Below are 17,500 nucleotides of genomic sequence, written 5' to 3'. Positions count from 1 at the left end.
CACAACAATATATAGCTGGTGAAGAAGAATATGTGACCAATTATATATACTTAGAAAACTTCGATCAGGAAATGAAAGAATTAGAAAAGCGTTTCGAATTAAAAACCGCACCAATAAATGAGTTCTCAACATCATGGCATCATCAAACTCCCGCCATGATTTATAAAGGGGATTTTAGCGAAGGCGATATTACTGATCCTTTATTTCCCCGTCATCCGACTTTTGAAAGCTTTTATGATACTGAATGTATACAACTTGTCCAAACAATATTTCAAAATGATTTCGACACATATAAATACAGCAAAGAATATCCATACTAACTTTAGTCTATTATCTTTGCTAAATAAAAAAGATACCTCATATATAAGGTATCTTTTTAACATTTCAATTATATAAATCATACTGTTTAACAGTCTCTATTCTCCACCTTGTTACCTTTTAATAGATTACATAACTTTTGCTTATCCGCCCATCCTACTCCGATTAAAACTAAACTCGCTCCCATTATTACTCTCCATGTCAGAGATTCATTTAATAGAATAATTGAAGTAACAATACTTATTAATGGTAATGCATTTAAATATAATCCACTTACTGATGCTGAAACTCTCTCTAGCGCTTTATTCCAAAACCAATATGCTAAAATTGTTGCTCCAATAACAAGGTATATTACACTAAGTCCCGTTTTCCAAGTTTCAACCTTTGGGAGACCGTAATAAAAAATTTCTACCAGTGCAAACGGTAAGAGAATAACAGCTCCAATAATTAAAGTTAATGTTGTAAAAACCTCGTTTGATAAATACTGTTCTTGTTTTGGCCGTTTTAGCAAAACTGTGTAGAAAGCAAATAGAAAAGTACTTAATAATATCAGTATATCTCCTATTAAAGACACTTCTTGATTAGCACTTTTAGATGGAATCGTAATAAAGAGTACTCCTATAGCACCCAATATAATTCCTATCCAATAATTCAATCGAATTTTCTCTTTCAAAAAGAGTGCTGAAAAAAGAATTGTAACTAATGGTAATGCAGCATCTATAATACTCACATGTAATCCACTTGTTAAAGAAATACCGTAGGATGTAAACATAAAATAACCAGCTACACCGGTAAAAGCTAACAAACTCATTCTTTTCCATGGAACTTTTTTATGTACAACTGATTTTTGCAGTTGCTTAAATGAGAATAGCATACAAATTCCACCTGCAAAGAAAAGACGAATAAACAACAAAGTAAACGGCTGAATAGATTCTAACGCCCATTTTGTTGGCGCAATGGCTGTGCCCCATAATATAACAGCCACTAATAACATGCATATTTCTTTCATAATCCCCCACACCCATCAAAAATATATGTTAACTACCTTAATTATAGATTTTTTCTAATGTAAAATCCTTTAAAAACACAAAAGGTTATGTTAAAAGAGCTAGATTGCTACTTTTGACATAACCTTTTTATATAAGATCACAAACATTCTTGTTACATCTGGACTATATTCTTATAAAGGTAATTCTTACCTTTATATTTTAAATAATAAAAATAAACACAAAAAAACCTAAGTCAAAATGACTTAGGTTTTTGCTTGGCGACGTCCTACTCTCACAGGGACAAGGTCCCAACTACCATCGGCGCTAGAGAGCTTAACTTCCGTGTTCGGTATGGGAACGGGTGTGACCTCTCTGCCATCATCACCAAACTATGAAGGCATATTCCTTCAAAACTAGATAACATTTGCTACATATTATATGGTTAAGTCCTCGATCTATTAGTATTCGTCAGCTCCACATGTCACCATGCTTCCACCTCGAACCTATCAACCTGATCATCTTTCAGGGATCTTACTAGCTTACGCTATGGGAAATCTCATCTTGAGGGGGGCTTCATGCTTAGATGCTTTCAGCACTTATCCCTTCCGCACATAGCTACCCAGCTATGCCCTTGGCAGAACAACTGGTACACCAGCGGTGCGTCCATCCCGGTCCTCTCGTACTAAGGACAGCTCCTCTCAAATTTCCTACGCCCACGACGGATAGGGACCGAACTGTCTCACGACGTTCTGAACCCAGCTCGCGTACCGCTTTAATGGGCGAACAGCCCAACCCTTGGGACCGACTACAGCCCCAGGATGCGATGAGCCGACATCGAGGTGCCAAACCTCCCCGTCGATGTGGACTCTTGGGGGAGATAAGCCTGTTATCCCCGGGGTAGCTTTTATCCGTTGAGCGATGGCCCTTCCATGCGGAACCACCGGATCACTAAGCCCGACTTTCGTCCCTGCTCGACTTGTAGGTCTCGCAGTCAAGCTCCCTTATGCCTTTGCACTCTACGAATGATTTCCAACCATTCTGAGGGAACCTTTGGGCGCCTCCGTTACACTTTAGGAGGCGACCGCCCCAGTCAAACTGCCCACCTGACACTGTCTCCCGGGTCGATAAGACCCGTAGGTTAGAATTTCAATACAGTCAGGGCGGTATCCCACCAGCGCCTCCACCGAAGCTAGCGCTCCGGTTTCAATGGCTCCCGCCTATCCTGTACAAACTGTACCAAAATTCAATATCAGGCTACAGTAAAGCTCCACGGGGTCTTTCCGTCCTGTCGCGGGTAACCTGCATCTTCACAGGTACTATAATTTCACCGAGTCTCTGGTTGAGACAGTGCCCAAATCGTTACACCTTTCGTGCGGGTCGGAACTTACCCGACAAGGAATTTCGCTACCTTAGGACCGTTATAGTTACGGCCGCCGTTTACTGGGGCTTCAGTTCAGAGCTTCGCTTACGCTAACCCCTCTCCTTAACCTTCCAGCACCGGGCAGGTGTCACCCCCTATACTTCGCCTTACGGCTTCGCAGAGAGCTGTGTTTTTGCTAAACAGTCGCTTGGGCCTATTCACTGCGGCTTTCCGTTAAGAAAGCACCCCTTCTCCCGAAGTTACGGGGTCATTTTGCCGAGTTCCTTAACCAGAGTTCTCTCGCACACCTTAGGATTCTCTCCTCGCCTACCTGTGTCGGTTTGCGGTACAGGCACCTTTTATCTCGCTAGAAGCTTTTCTTGGCAGCGGGGAATCAAAGACTTCGCTCCATAAGGAGCTTCCCCATCACAGCTCAGCCTTTATGATAAGCGGATTTGCCTACTTATCAGCCTAACTGCTTGGACGTGCACAACCAATCGCACGCTTCTTCTATCCTTCTGCGTCCCTCCATTGCTCAAACGATAAAGAGGTGGTACAGGAATATCAACCTGTTGTCCATCGCCTACGCCTGTCGGCCTCGGCTTAGGTCCTGACTAACCCTGAGCGGACGAGCCTTCCTCAGGAAACCTTAGGCATTCGGTGGACGGGATTCTCACCCGTCTTTCGCTACTCATACCGGCATTCTCACTTCTAAGCACTCCACCAGTCCTTACGGTCTGACTTCACTGTCCTTAGAACGCTCCCCTACCACTGATACCATTGGTATCAATCCGCAGCTTCGGTGGTGTATTTAGCCCCGGTACATTTTCGGCGCAGAGTCACTCGACTAGTGAGCTATTACGCACTCTTTAAATGGTGGCTGCTTCTAAGCCAACATCCTAGTTGTCTAAGCAACTCCACATCCTTTTCCACTTAATACACACTTTGGGACCTTAGCTGGCGGTCTGGGCTGTTTCCCTTTTGACTACGGATCTTATCACTCGCAGTCTGACTCCTAAGGATAAGTCATTGGCATTCGGAGTTTGACTGAATTCGGTAATCCGATGAGGACCCCTAGTCCAATCAGTGCTCTACCTCCAAGACTCTTACACTTAAGGCTAGCCCTAAAGCTATTTCGGGGAGAACCAGCTATCTCCAGGTTCGATTGGAATTTCTCCGCTACCCACACCTCATCCCCGCACTTTTCAACGTGCGTGGGTTCGGGCCTCCATTCAGTGTTACCTGAACTTCACCCTGGACATGGGTAGATCACCTGGTTTCGGGTCTACGACCACGTACTAAACGCCCTATTCAGACTCGCTTTCGCTGCGGCTCCGCCTCTTCAGCTTAACCTCGCACGGGATCGTAACTCGCCGGTTCATTCTACAAAAGGCACGCCATCACCCGTTAACGGGCTCTGACTATTTGTAGGCACACGGTTTCAGGATCTCTTTCACTCCCCTTCCGGGGTGCTTTTCACCTTTCCCTCACGGTACTGGTTCACTATCGATCACTAGGGAGTATTTAGCCTTGGGAGATGGTCCTCCCAGATTCCGACGGAATTTCACGTGTTCCGCCGTACTCAGGATACATTCAAGAGAGAACGAAGTTTCGACTACGGGGTTGTTACCCTCTACGACGGACCTTTCCAGGTCGCTTCGTCTACCTCGTTCCTTTGTAACTCCGTATAGAATGTCCTACAACCCCAAGAGGCAAGCCTCTTGGTTTGGGCTATGTTCCGTTTCGCTCGCCGCTACTCAGGAAATCGCATTTGCTTTCTCTTCCTCCAGGTACTTAGATGTTTCAGTTCCCTGGGTCTGTCTTCCTTACCCTATGTATTCAGATAAGGATACCATACCATTACGTATGGTGGGTTTCCCCATTCGGAAATCTTCGGATCAAAGCTTACTTACAGCTCCCCGAAGCATATCGGCGTTAGTCCCGTCCTTCATCGACTCCTAGTGTCAAGGCATCCACCGTGCGCCCTTTCTAACTTAACCAAACTAAAATTAAAAAATATGAGCTACACTGTTATCTAGTTTTCAAAGAACATACATTTATATATGAGAGATAGTTCTCTCAAAACTGAACAAAACGAAACACGGAAACTTATATTGATGAACAGCGTTCATCAATTCTCCATAGAAAGGAGGTGATCCAGCCGCACCTTCCGATACGGCTACCTTGTTACGACTTCACCCCAATCATCTGTCCCACCTTAGGCGGCTGGCTCCAAAAAGGTTACCCCACCGACTTCGGGTGTTACAAACTCTCGTGGTGTGACGGGCGGTGTGTACAAGGCCCGGGAACGTATTCACCGCGGCATGCTGATCCGCGATTACTAGCGATTCCAGCTTCATGTAGGCGAGTTGCAGCCTACAATCCGAACTGAGAACGGTTTTATGAGATTAGCTCCACCTCGCGGTCTTGCAGCTCTTTGTACCGTCCATTGTAGCACGTGTGTAGCCCAGGTCATAAGGGGCATGATGATTTGACGTCATCCCCACCTTCCTCCGGTTTGTCACCGGCAGTCACCTTAGAGTGCCCAACTTAATGATGGCAACTAAGATCAAGGGTTGCGCTCGTTGCGGGACTTAACCCAACATCTCACGACACGAGCTGACGACAACCATGCACCACCTGTCACTCTGCTCCCGAAGGAGAAGCCCTATCTCTAGGGTTTTCAGAGGATGTCAAGACCTGGTAAGGTTCTTCGCGTTGCTTCGAATTAAACCACATGCTCCACCGCTTGTGCGGGCCCCCGTCAATTCCTTTGAGTTTCAGCCTTGCGGCCGTACTCCCCAGGCGGAGTGCTTAATGCGTTAACTTCAGCACTAAAGGGCGGAAACCCTCTAACACTTAGCACTCATCGTTTACGGCGTGGACTACCAGGGTATCTAATCCTGTTTGCTCCCCACGCTTTCGCGCCTCAGTGTCAGTTACAGACCAGAAAGTCGCCTTCGCCACTGGTGTTCCTCCATATCTCTACGCATTTCACCGCTACACATGGAATTCCACTTTCCTCTTCTGCACTCAAGTCTCCCAGTTTCCAATGACCCTCCACGGTTGAGCCGTGGGCTTTCACATCAGACTTAAGAAACCACCTGCGCGCGCTTTACGCCCAATAATTCCGGATAACGCTTGCCACCTACGTATTACCGCGGCTGCTGGCACGTAGTTAGCCGTGGCTTTCTGGTTAGGTACCGTCAAGGTGCCAGCTTATTCAACTAGCACTTGTTCTTCCCTAACAACAGAGTTTTACGACCCGAAAGCCTTCATCACTCACGCGGCGTTGCTCCGTCAGACTTTCGTCCATTGCGGAAGATTCCCTACTGCTGCCTCCCGTAGGAGTCTGGGCCGTGTCTCAGTCCCAGTGTGGCCGATCACCCTCTCAGGTCGGCTACGCATCGTTGCCTTGGTGAGCCGTTACCTCACCAACTAGCTAATGCGACGCGGGTCCATCCATAAGTGACAGCCGAAGCCGCCTTTCAATTCCGAACCATGCGGTTCAAAATGTTATCCGGTATTAGCCCCGGTTTCCCGGAGTTATCCCAGTCTTATGGGCAGGTTACCCACGTGTTACTCACCCGTCCGCCGCTAACTTCATAAGAGCAAGCTCTTAATCCATTCGCTCGACTTGCATGTATTAGGCACGCCGCCAGCGTTCATCCTGAGCCAGGATCAAACTCTCCAATAAAGTTAGTTTGTCTAGCATCTAAAATAAAAATTGACGTTTCACGTTGTTTGTTTCGTTCAGTTTTCAAAGAACTACTTAGCCGCTCATTTGCGACTTCCTTATGTTAACACTTTCGTTATTTGATGTCAACTAAGTTTTTCATTTCATTTGTCGCTTGCGACGTTATTGTCATCGGCGACTTGTTCTATATTACACCCCTGTAGATCAATCGTCAATACCTTTTATCTTTTTTATTTTATAAATCATAAAAGCTTTGCCCTCTCTTAATTTCTAATACATCCTTAGAACTTCTTAAACTTATGTATTCAAATTAACAATCTGCAGCCTACACTCTCTAACTTAATACTAATACTTTTCTAAAGAATGAATGTGAGACCAAGTAAATATATATTAAGGATAGTATTTTTTCTTTTAGTACGTTCTCCCTCCTGCTCATCTCTAGGGGGATTATAAATAAAACACTTCTCTTCTTTACCTTTAAAAAAGGGAAAGAAATCTAATACCCTTAGGAGGCGTTATGAAATGCATGTTAATAAAAAGATAATTTATGTATCCCATGATGCCCATTTCCACGGAGCACAGCTACTTTCTTTACATACTATTAAGGCTCTTAAAGAAAACTTTGATTACTCTGTTGCAATTATTTCTATTGGATCCGGTATTTTAATTCCCGATTTTCAAAAGTACGGTCCTGTTTATTGTCTCGAGCAAGGTTATCAAACAGAAGAAAAGGTCGAATTATTAATAAAGGATTTATTATCACAGAATTTTACCCTCGCCATATGTAGCACTGTCATAAGTGGCGATATCGTCGCATTACTAGCTAGACAAAATATAAAAGTTGTTTCATTAATACATGAATTACCGCATTTAATACAACAGTACTCTGCTGAAGGGAAAGCTAAAAACATCGCTGAATTTGCTTACAAAGTTGTCTTCCCTTCACAATACGTATATGAAAAATTTCGTACAATCACTGAATTGGATCCTCAAAAATGTCACATTCTCCCTCAAGGTTTGTTTAACCACAATCCTTATAAGAACAATATTGCAAAAGCTAGAAATGAGTTACGTAAGAAGCTTAACCTGCCTCTAGATAGCAAAATCATCTTGGGTGTAGGCTTCGCAGATTATCGGAAAGGGATAGATTTATTCTCACTTATCTCTTACTCAGTAAGAAAGACTCACAAGGATATTTATTTCATTTGGGTAGGGAGAACAGACGTTCAATTCCTGAATACACTGCCCCCTAAATATAAAGCACATTTCACATTAGTCGATCCTACTCCCGATATCGGATTATATAACGCTGGGGCTGACTTATACTTATTAACTTCAAGGGAAGATCCTTTTCCAAATGTTGTTTTAGAAGCATTAGATGCAAAACTTCCTGTTATAGGGTTTAAAAATGCTGGAGGTTTTGAAGATGTTGTTACAGAAAAAACTGGTGCCTTAGTAGACTTTTTAAATTTACCCAAAATGCTAGAAAAAATATATGAATTTATTCATGATGAGGGATTACGATTACAAAAGGGAAGCTTTGGCCAAGAACTTATCGAAAAAAACTTCAATTTTCTTAATTACATTTATCAATTACTAGATCTTCTCGAACATAATTACAAAAAGATAAGTGTAATCATACCGAACTATAATTATGAAAAATACTTACCTGATCGAATCGAATCAATATTAAACCAAACCTACCCTCTTTACGAACTAATTTTCTTAGACGATGCCTCCACTGATCATAGCGTATCAACTTTTAAAAAGCTGCTTTCAAAAGAAAATAAGACCCACCTGAAGGTTCAACAGATTATTAATGATAAAAACTCTGGTTCTGTATTTAAACAATGGATAAAAGGAGTCTCTGCAGCAACTGGTGATTATATTTGGATCGCAGAGGCCGATGACTTATGCGATAAGACATTTTTACAAGAGGTGATACAGGGGTTTTATATAAATAACAATATTACCTTAAGTTACACACAATCAAAACAAATAGATGAACAAGGAAATGTATTGGCTAATCATTATTTAAATTACACAAATGATATCGATAAAGAAAAATGGAAAGCCCCCTATTTTCGAAAAGGCGTCGAAGAAATACAAGATACGTTACTTATCAAAAACACTATACCTAATGTTTCAAGTGTAGTTTTTAAAAATATAGATATGAAGAAAACGGAAAAACAGTTAGAGAAGTTCAAAATAGCTGGCGACTGGTTCTTCTATGTTTCTCTTCTTACAGAGGGAGATATTTACTTCAATCCAGCCCCCTTAAACTATCATAGACGACATTTAAATAGCGTAACGAGAACAGAAGATTCATACTCCCATTACAATGAAGTTGTGCAAATGCAAAATTTCATTAAAGAAAAATTTACTATCGACGACATTTCTAAAATGAAAATGTATACATATAGAAAGTATCTTAAAACATACTTAAAAATTTAAACGTGTGCTTTCTATGCCATCAATATCTCTTGTAAGGCGCTACTATTATTTAAGGGGGAATACTCTTTGAAAGACTTTATAGAGGAACATAAAGATTTAATTTCTCAAATCGCACACAGCTATAATGTAAATGCAAGTATCCATCCTGAGGATCATATCTTTCAGTTCATTGTCACTAATCCCGTCTTCCCATCAAAAAAAGAAGCGATAGATTATTACTTTAAAGATGGGCAAAACTCAGCACAAATGCTCTTAAACTTAATTACTTCCCTTTATCCTCCTACAGTCAATCCAATTAAATTGTTAGAATTTGCATCCGGATACGGCTGCGTAACACGTCATTTATTAAATCTACAAGCGAATTTGAGTATAACCGCTTGCGATATACACGAAGAGGCTATTTCCTTTATTGAAAACAAATTAAATAATTCTTCTATATTATCTCATCCTGAGCCTGAACAGTTAAAATTGGACTCCTCTACGTACGATATCGTTTTTTGTCTATCCTTTTTCTCTCATATGCCTGATACAACTTGGTTTCGTTGGCTGCAAACATTGTATAACGCTGTTTCACCTGGTGGTTTATTCATTTTCACAACCCATGGCTATCAAAGCAAAAAATACTTCGGGTTTCCAAATTTAAATGAAAAGGGCTATTGGTTTCTCTCTTCTAGTGAACAATTCGATTTAGATGTGAATCAATACGGACAAACGATAGTTAGTCCCTCTTACGTGTGTGACAAAATTAAATTATTACCCCATAACCCAATTATCAAAAAGTATACTGAAGGATTTTGGTGGGAACATCAAGACCTTTGGGTTATAGAAAAAGAAGTAAATTAATAACCCACGCTCTGCTTATATACAAGTAGAGTGTGGGTTATTATTTTTTACTATATAAGAACTCTTCAATCCATAGCTTATTTAATCTAATCCCATGTTTAAAATCTATTTTAGGTTCCCAATTCAATTCTTGTTTTACCTTATCAATATTTAAAATGATTTTTTGAACGTTCTCTTGTTTTTGTTTGTAACAGATAAAATCCACTTTTCTTTCTGTTATTTTCTCTAATTCCACTATAATTCGTTTTAAAGAAAGACCTTTGCCACTCCCTATGTTGTATACGCAAGATTTCAATTGATTTAATTGTGCTAGTTGTATAGTAATTTCAACTAAATCATCGATATAAATATAATCTCTAATAATTTCCTCCGGATTCCCATATATATGAATCCTTTCATTACTGAGATGCTGGTACAAAAAACAATTTATCGCCCCTACTTTTTTTAAGGGGTTTTGGTATTTTCCATACGGATTAGAATATCTACATACAACATAATCTATTCCATATTTTCTCTTATAAAAATACAAATAATTCTCCAGCGAAACTTTTGTTATTCCATACGGGGAAAGTGGTCTTAATGGATGTTTCTCATCAATAGGCAAATATTCAGGTTCACCATAAACTGTGCCTCCCGAAGAAGCCAATATAATTTTTTTAATACGAAAATCTTTAACACTTTCCATGAAATTAAGAAAAAATAGACTGCTATTAATATCACCGAAAACATCTTCAATTGAAGTTGCTACGTTAGACGTCGCAGCTAAATAAATAATAATATCTATATTCACTAAAGCCTTATATATATCCTCAACATTTTCTAAATCACCTTTAATAAATTCAACTTCACTTATAATATTTTGAGGAAAATTATTTATATGTCTGGAAAATACTTTTACATTTTGCCCCTGTTTCAATAAACCCAATGCGAGGTTGATACCAATGAAACTATTTCCACCTACTATTAAATAATTATTCTTCCTCATAATATCATCTCTCTAGTAATAAATTTTTCCTATCGTCAAACTTAAAAATATACACAAATAAACTGGATCATTTTGATTATTCATCCTCTTATCATTGTATGTTTGTTATAAATTTTCATTATCTTTATTTTCTATTTTCATTTTATAATAGCTTCCTTATTCAGGTTGACTGCAAAAACACTCATAATATTTACTCATCCCCATGAATATATTTAATAAACAATCCTCACTTGTTTACCCCATAAAAAAGCTTCTACATACACAAAGTTCTCAAAAAAGGAGCGCTAAACTCATGAAAAATATAAATCAAGAACTTTTAAATCATGTAATCCTACATAAAGATCGAATTCCGCATTACCATAAAGACTTTCCCCTTATACTATTTTGGAGTCATAGAAGCGGATGCACCTCATTAGCTAATTGGTTCTTTTTTCAAATTGGATTATTTACTGAAGCAAAGAAATACAATGACTTTATTCATTACTATGAGTTCTGGGTGTATAAAAACAGTACAAATTACATTCAACAATTACAAAATAGTCTTCTAGAGGCTAAAAAAAATGTTTGTAAACTTGTACGAAATCCTTATACAAGAGCTGTCAGCTCATTTTTATTACTTGCTGACAATCCATATGCTAGCCCACAATGGGAAAGCATCCGTCATTATTTTTATAATGATAAATATAGTAATCAAGGAATATCATTTAAACAATTTTTATATTACGTTCAGGCATTCGATTCCAATTCCCTAGCATTAGATATACATTTTAGTCAACAATACGTCCCTGGTGAAGAAAATTTCATTCAATGCTATATCCCTTTAGAAGATTTTAATACACAAATCACCAAGATGGAACACATGTACGATTTGATGAAATCCCCTTTAGCACTTTTTACAAATTCAGATCATCATCGTGCTCACAAGATGATTTATGCAGGAAGCTATGCAGAACTTAGCATTACAGATCCAGGCTTTCCCCGATTTCCAACATACGAAAGCTTTTATGATAAAGAAACTATGGATTTAGTTACAGAAATATACGCACAGGATTTTGAAATGTACCCATACACGAAAGGGATATTTTAAGTCTATACATTTTTCCACGAATAAAAGCTGATACATCGCATAGCATAAAGTGAAACTTTAATTCGAGTGGGAGTTCTCTCCAACTAATTATTCCCTTCTCCTAATCGTAATTTTAAGAGATACCTAACTTTCACCCATTTCCTTTAATTTCGCCGATTGTTGACGTGTATCATACTTTCCATACATAGATTGCATTTATTAACATAGGAGGGATATCGTGTGGAAATCAATTTGAAACACAATAATGGGTACTGCGTTATTTGCGAAAAGAAAGCTACATTTATAGAGCATAATGATTGGCTTAGAGATCATTATTTATGTTCTACATGTAACTCTATACCAAGGCAGCGAGCTTTAATCCATGCTTTACATACATTTTTTCCAAAATGGGATTCCTATAATATTCACGAATCCTCTCCTGGAGGAATTACGACTCAGCTACTATTAAAAAACTGTAAAAACTATACTTATTCTCAATACTTTAGAAATTATCCTCTTGGCCAATACTTTCAAGGTATTAGATGTGAGAACTTAGAAGACATGACTTTTGAAAATGAATCTTTTGATTTATTCATTACTCAAGACGTTTTTGAGCATGTAATGACGCCAAACAAAGCCTTTAAAGAAATAGAACGAGTATTAAAACCTGGCGGTGCTCATGTATTTACTGTCCCTTGGTATCATACACTCACAAAAACTGTGCAAAGAGCAAGAATGAATAAAGAGGTGATTGAATATATTGAAGAGCCCATTTATCATGGAAACCCTATTGATGAGAATGGATCTTTAGTAACGTTCGATTGGGGGCAGGATATGATTGAATATATTTATACACATGCAAACATGTATACAATTGTTTTTTTACAAAAGGATAGATCACTAGGGTTAGATGCTGAATTTTTACATGTTTTCATTAGTAAAAAGCAAGAAAATAAAGTTTAATCACTATATAATTCGGAGGTTTAACAAATGAATAACTTTAAGTTAGGAAGTGATTTTGATCATCTTGTTAATTCAGTATCTGATGCCGAACTTCTAAATTTATTTATACAAAGTTGTTCACAAACAACGATAAATGGGGTTCCCGTACCTAGATTTCCTCCTGAAGAAATTCAAAAACAATTTGTAGGTGCTTCCTATGAACATGCTCTTTACGAAGCATATTTGTTTTATAGCCATATAAAAGAATACGCCCAAAATTTAGGAGTTCCCTTGAATAAAGAAAGTAAAGTTTTAGACTTCGGATGCGGATGGGGAAGAATTATACGCTTCTTATTTAAAGATGCCTCTGATCAAAATTTACTTGGCATTGATGTCGATCCTGCGATGATCACACTTTGTAATGAAACACTAGGAAGAGGGATATATAAAACAGCAAGCCCACATCCCCCTGTAGATTTTATTAGCGACAATTCATTAGATATCATATTCGCTTATTCTGTATTCTCACATTTATCCGAAGCAACTGCCGAAAATTGGGTAAAAGAATTTTCAAGAGTTCTTCGCCCTGGTGGAATCTTCATCGCAACAACACAAGCGCGCTATTTTCTTGATTTTTGTCAACAATTCCAAGAACATCCTGAATTAATTCAAACAGGATGGCATAAAACTTTATCTCAAGCTTTTCCAGATATACATCGCGCCATCTCGGATTATGAAAACGGCAAATTTGTTCATAGTCCTACTGGTGCAGGGGATGTTAGAAATAGTAGTTTTTACGGAGAAACCGTTATACCTAGGACTTATATTGAAAATCATTATGAGAAATATTTAAAGCTACAAGACTTTTTTGATGATGTAAATCGATTACCACAGGCCCTCTTTGTCCTTCAAAAAATTTAATTCCTTTCATTCAACATAATAAATTTCATGACGAAAAGTACTTTCTATTTCATATATATATCAAATTACCTAATACTCTCTTATTAAGTAAGCTTAAAAAATCCAATACATACCATAAAAAAAACAGTAAACAGATAACATATCTCTTATTTTAAAATTGCTTCACCAAATCAAGAATAACTTCCCAACACTTGAACTACGAAAAACACGAGGGGGATATAACTTGAAAATAATCGCTTTTTACTTACCACAATTCCATCAAATTAAAGAAAATGACCGATGGTGGGGGAAAGGATTTACTGAATGGACAAATACTAAAAGTGCACGACCTTTATTTTCAGGACATTATCAACCTAGGGAACCTTATCAAGATTTTTATTACGACTTAACTACCCCCTCCGTAAGAAAGTGGCAAGCAAAAATCGCTAAAGCATACGGTATATATGGTTTTTGTTATTATCATTACTGGTTTAAGGGAAAAAGACTATTAGAAACACCCTTTAATGAGGTACTAAAGATGAAAGAACCTGACTTCCCTTTTTGTCTTTCTTGGGCAAATGAACCATGGACAAAATCTTGGGATGGTCTCGATAAACATATATTAATGCCTCAAGACTACGGAGATATATCTGATTGGAAGGAACACTTTGATTATTTATTACAGGCTTTCCAAGATGAGAGATATATTTATATAGATGATAAACCTCTATTCATTATTTATCGTCCAGGACATATTCCTGATTGTGAAAAAATGCTTAATTACTGGAATGCATTAGCGCGAGAAAATGGTTTAAAAGGTATATACTTTGCTGAAACATTAAACAGTTTTCCACTACCTAATATAAATGGATTCGATGCTAGCATTCAGTTTGAACCTTTCTATACAATTGCCCATGATAGCTCTTCAGACATAAATAAGGTAATATATGATTCTGATATGCAATTAAACGTTTGGGACTACGATAAAGTATGGATGTATATATTACAACGATCGCTCCCAAAGAAAAAAACATTTCCTGGTGCTTTTGTTGATTGGGATAATACTGCACGACGTAAAAACGCGAATAGCAGCATCTTTGTAGGTTCTACCCCTGAAAAGTTCACCATATATTTAAGCAAGCAAATTCATCGGACTTACTCTTTTTATAACAGCGAGTTTTTATTTATTAACGCATGGAACGAGTGGGCGGAAGGAACTTACTTAGAGCCAGATAAAAAATATGGATTTTCTTATTTAGAAGGGGTTAAAAATGCAATTGATAGAGGTATGAAAGCATACAAAAAAGACGAGTCATTCTGACTCGTCTTAAAGTTGCTTGGCGACGTCCTACTCTCACAGGGACAAGGTCCCAACTACCATCGGCGCTAGAGAGCTTAACTTCCGTGTTCGGTATGGGAACGGGTGTGACCTCTCTGCCATCATCACCAAACTATGAAGGCATATTCCTTCAAAACTAGATAACATTTGCTACATATTATATGGTTAAGTCCTCGATCTATTAGTATTCGTCAGCTCCACATGTCACCATGCTTCCACCTCGAACCTATCAACCTGATCATCTTTCAGGGATCTTACTAGCTTACGCTATGGGAAATCTCATCTTGAGGGGGGCTTCATGCTTAGATGCTTTCAGCACTTATCCCTTCCGCACATAGCTACCCAGCTATGCCCTTGGCAGAACAACTGGTACACCAGCGGTGCGTCCATCCCGGTCCTCTCGTACTAAGGACAGCTCCTCTCAAATTTCCTACGCCCACGACGGATAGGGACCGAACTGTCTCACGACGTTCTGAACCCAGCTCGCGTACCGCTTTAATGGGCGAACAGCCCAACCCTTGGGACCGACTACAGCCCCAGGATGCGATGAGCCGACATCGAGGTGCCAAACCTCCCCGTCGATGTGGACTCTTGGGGGAGATAAGCCTGTTATCCCCGGGGTAGCTTTTATCCGTTGAGCGATGGCCCTTCCATGCGGAACCACCGGATCACTAAGCCCGACTTTCGTCCCTGCTCGACTTGTAGGTCTCGCAGTCAAGCTCCCTTATGCCTTTGCACTCTACGAATGATTTCCAACCATTCTGAGGGAACCTTTGGGCGCCTCCGTTACACTTTAGGAGGCGACCGCCCCAGTCAAACTGCCCACCTGACACTGTCTCCCGGGTCGATAAGACCCGTAGGTTAGAATTTCAATACAGTCAGGGCGGTATCCCACCAGCGCCTCCACCGAAGCTAGCGCTCCGGTTTCAATGGCTCCCGCCTATCCTGTACAAACTGTACCAAAATTCAATATCAGGCTACAGTAAAGCTCCACGGGGTCTTTCCGTCCTGTCGCGGGTAACCTGCATCTTCACAGGTACTATAATTTCACCGAGTCTCTGGTTGAGACAGTGCCCAAATCGTTACACCTTTCGTGCGGGTCGGAACTTACCCGACAAGGAATTTCGCTACCTTAGGACCGTTATAGTTACGGCCGCCGTTTACTGGGGCTTCAGTTCAGAGCTTCGCTTACGCTAACCCCTCTCCTTAACCTTCCAGCACCGGGCAGGTGTCACCCCCTATACTTCGCCTTACGGCTTCGCAGAGAGCTGTGTTTTTGCTAAACAGTCGCTTGGGCCTATTCACTGCGGCTTTCCGTTAAGAAAGCACCCCTTCTCCCGAAGTTACGGGGTCATTTTGCCGAGTTCCTTAACCAGAGTTCTCTCGCACACCTTAGGATTCTCTCCTCGCCTACCTGTGTCGGTTTGCGGTACAGGCACCTTTTATCTCGCTAGAAGCTTTTCTTGGCAGCGGGGAATCAAAGACTTCGCTCCATAAGGAGCTTCCCCATCACAGCTCAGCCTTTATGATAAGCGGATTTGCCTACTTATCAGCCTAACTGCTTGGACGTGCACAACCAATCGCACGCTTCTTCTATCCTTCTGCGTCCCTCCATTGCTCAAACGATAAAGAGGTGGTACAGGAATATCAACCTGTTGTCCATCGCCTACGCCTGTCGGCCTCGGCTTAGGTCCTGACTAACCCTGAGCGGACGAGCCTTCCTCAGGAAACCTTAGGCATTCGGTGGACGGGATTCTCACCCGTCTTTCGCTACTCATACCGGCATTCTCACTTCTAAGCACTCCACCAGTCCTTACGGTCTGACTTCACTGTCCTTAGAACGCTCCCCTACCACTGATACCATTGGTATCAATCCGCAGCTTCGGTGGTGTATTTAGCCCCGGTACATTTTCGGCGCAGAGTCACTCGACTAGTGAGCTATTACGCACTCTTTAAATGGTGGCTGCTTCTAAGCCAACATCCTAGTTGTCTAAGCAACTCCACATCCTTTTCCACTTAATACACACTTTGGGACCTTAGCTGGCGGTCTGGGCTGTTTCCCTTTTGACTACGGATCTTATCACTCGCAGTCTGACTCCTAAGGATAAGTCATTGGCATTCGGAGTTTGACTGAATTCGGTAATCCGATGAGGACCCCTAGTCCAATCAGTGCTCTACCTCCAAGACTCTTACACTTAAGGCTAGCCCTAAAGCTATTTCGGGGAGAACCAGCTATCTCCAGGTTCGATTGGAATTTCTCCGCTACCCACACCTCATCCCCGCACTTTTCAACGTGCGTGGGTTCGGGCCTCCATTCAGTGTTACCTGAACTTCACCCTGGACATGGGTAGATCACCTGGTTTCGGGTCTACGACCACGTACTAAACGCCCTATTCAGACTCGCTTTCGCTGCGGCTCCGCCTCTTCAGCTTAACCTCGCACGGGATCGTAACTCGCCGGTTCATTCTACAAAAGGCACGCCATCACCCGTTAACGGGCTCTGACTATTTGTAGGCACACGGTTTCAGGATCTCTTTCACTCCCCTTCCGGGGTGCTTTTCACCTTTCCCTCACGGTACTGGTTCACTATCGATCACTAGGGAGTAT

At 40.5% G+C, this 17,500-nt stretch carries 9 protein-coding genes and 5 rRNA genes (2 of these 14 running past the window's edge); 7 read left to right on the top strand and 7 right to left on the bottom strand.

Annotated elements, in window-relative coordinates:
- Window positions 1–320, top strand: partial view of a sulfotransferase family 2 domain-containing protein gene (locus tag DN407_RS01665; protein WP_000483020.1) — the 3' end only. Its footprint begins 472 nt before the window's first position; only the last 320 of its 792 coding nucleotides appear in the window; the start codon falls outside the window, past its left edge; its stop codon occupies window positions 318–320.
- 86 nt (window positions 321–406) lie between these two features.
- Here the strand turns inward: DN407_RS01665 and DN407_RS01660 are convergent, their stop codons facing one another.
- The 4 genes from DN407_RS01660 to DN407_RS01645 form a co-directional block, all read right to left on the bottom strand.
- Window positions 407–1,327: a DMT family transporter gene (locus DN407_RS01660; protein ID WP_000658284.1), complete on the bottom strand. Its 921-nt coding sequence runs from the start codon at window positions 1,325–1,327 to the stop codon at window positions 407–409.
- A 253-nt stretch (window positions 1,328–1,580) separates the two neighbouring features.
- Window positions 1,581–1,696, bottom strand: a 5S ribosomal RNA gene (rrf, locus tag DN407_RS01655).
- A 49-nt stretch (window positions 1,697–1,745) separates the two neighbouring features.
- Window positions 1,746–4,667, bottom strand: a 23S ribosomal RNA gene (locus tag DN407_RS01650).
- A 145-nt stretch (window positions 4,668–4,812) separates the two neighbouring features.
- Window positions 4,813–6,364: ribosomal RNA gene (locus tag DN407_RS01645) — 16S ribosomal RNA — on the bottom strand.
- The 16S, 23S and 5S rRNA genes sit together here, the layout of an rRNA operon.
- Before the next feature lie 522 nt (window positions 6,365–6,886).
- On the opposite strand from DN407_RS01645, the gene DN407_RS01640 reads away from it, so the two are divergent.
- Together DN407_RS01640 and DN407_RS01635 are read left to right on the top strand one after the other, a co-directional pair.
- Window positions 6,887–8,818, top strand: a complete 1,932-nt coding sequence (locus tag DN407_RS01640; protein ID WP_149215954.1) for a glycosyltransferase — start codon at window positions 6,887–6,889, stop codon at window positions 8,816–8,818.
- Between the two features lie 66 nt (window positions 8,819–8,884).
- A complete protein-coding gene (locus DN407_RS01635) occupies window positions 8,885–9,661 on the top strand; it encodes a class I SAM-dependent methyltransferase (RefSeq protein ID WP_149215953.1) in 777 nt (258 codons plus the stop codon).
- Window positions 9,662–9,701: 40 nt separating this feature from the next.
- Here the strand turns inward: DN407_RS01635 and DN407_RS01630 are convergent, their stop codons facing one another.
- Window positions 9,702–10,646 carry an NAD-dependent epimerase/dehydratase family protein gene (locus tag DN407_RS01630; protein ID WP_001230827.1) on the bottom strand — a complete coding sequence of 315 codons (945 nt, stop codon included), beginning with the start codon at window positions 10,644–10,646 and terminating at the stop codon, window positions 9,702–9,704.
- Window positions 10,647–10,938: 292 nt separating this feature from the next.
- On the opposite strand from DN407_RS01630, the gene DN407_RS01625 reads away from it, so the two are divergent.
- From DN407_RS01625 to DN407_RS01610, 4 genes are all read left to right on the top strand, one after another.
- Window positions 10,939–11,733, top strand: coding sequence for a sulfotransferase family 2 domain-containing protein (locus tag DN407_RS01625; protein WP_000790055.1), 795 nt, complete (start codon window positions 10,939–10,941; stop codon window positions 11,731–11,733).
- A gap of 219 nt (window positions 11,734–11,952) precedes the next feature.
- The gene (locus DN407_RS01620) at window positions 11,953–12,675 is read left to right on the top strand and encodes a class I SAM-dependent methyltransferase (RefSeq protein ID WP_000405117.1); all 723 of its coding nucleotides are present in this window, start codon (window positions 11,953–11,955) and stop codon (window positions 12,673–12,675) included.
- A gap of 27 nt (window positions 12,676–12,702) precedes the next feature.
- Window positions 12,703–13,575 carry a class I SAM-dependent methyltransferase gene (locus DN407_RS01615; RefSeq protein ID WP_001058695.1) on the top strand — a complete coding sequence of 291 codons (873 nt, stop codon included), beginning with the start codon at window positions 12,703–12,705 and terminating at the stop codon, window positions 13,573–13,575.
- A 223-nt stretch (window positions 13,576–13,798) separates the two neighbouring features.
- Window positions 13,799–14,875, top strand: coding sequence for a glycosyltransferase WbsX family protein (locus DN407_RS01610; protein WP_000690999.1), 1,077 nt, complete (start codon window positions 13,799–13,801; stop codon window positions 14,873–14,875).
- Window positions 14,876–14,889: 14 nt separating this feature from the next.
- Here DN407_RS01610 and rrf (DN407_RS01605) read toward each other — a convergent pair.
- Window positions 14,890–15,005: ribosomal RNA gene (gene rrf / locus DN407_RS01605) — 5S ribosomal RNA — on the bottom strand.
- A gap of 49 nt (window positions 15,006–15,054) precedes the next feature.
- Window positions 15,055–17,500, bottom strand: a 23S ribosomal RNA gene (locus tag DN407_RS01600); it runs 476 nt beyond the window's last position.

The sequence above is a fragment of the Bacillus sp. JAS24-2 genome, from assembly GCF_008274905.1.
Classification (GTDB): domain Bacteria; phylum Bacillota; class Bacilli; order Bacillales; family Bacillaceae_G; genus Bacillus_A; species Bacillus_A cereus.
The sequence above is the reverse complement of the archived record's forward strand: the minus strand, read 5'-3'. Positions and strand labels throughout refer to the sequence as shown.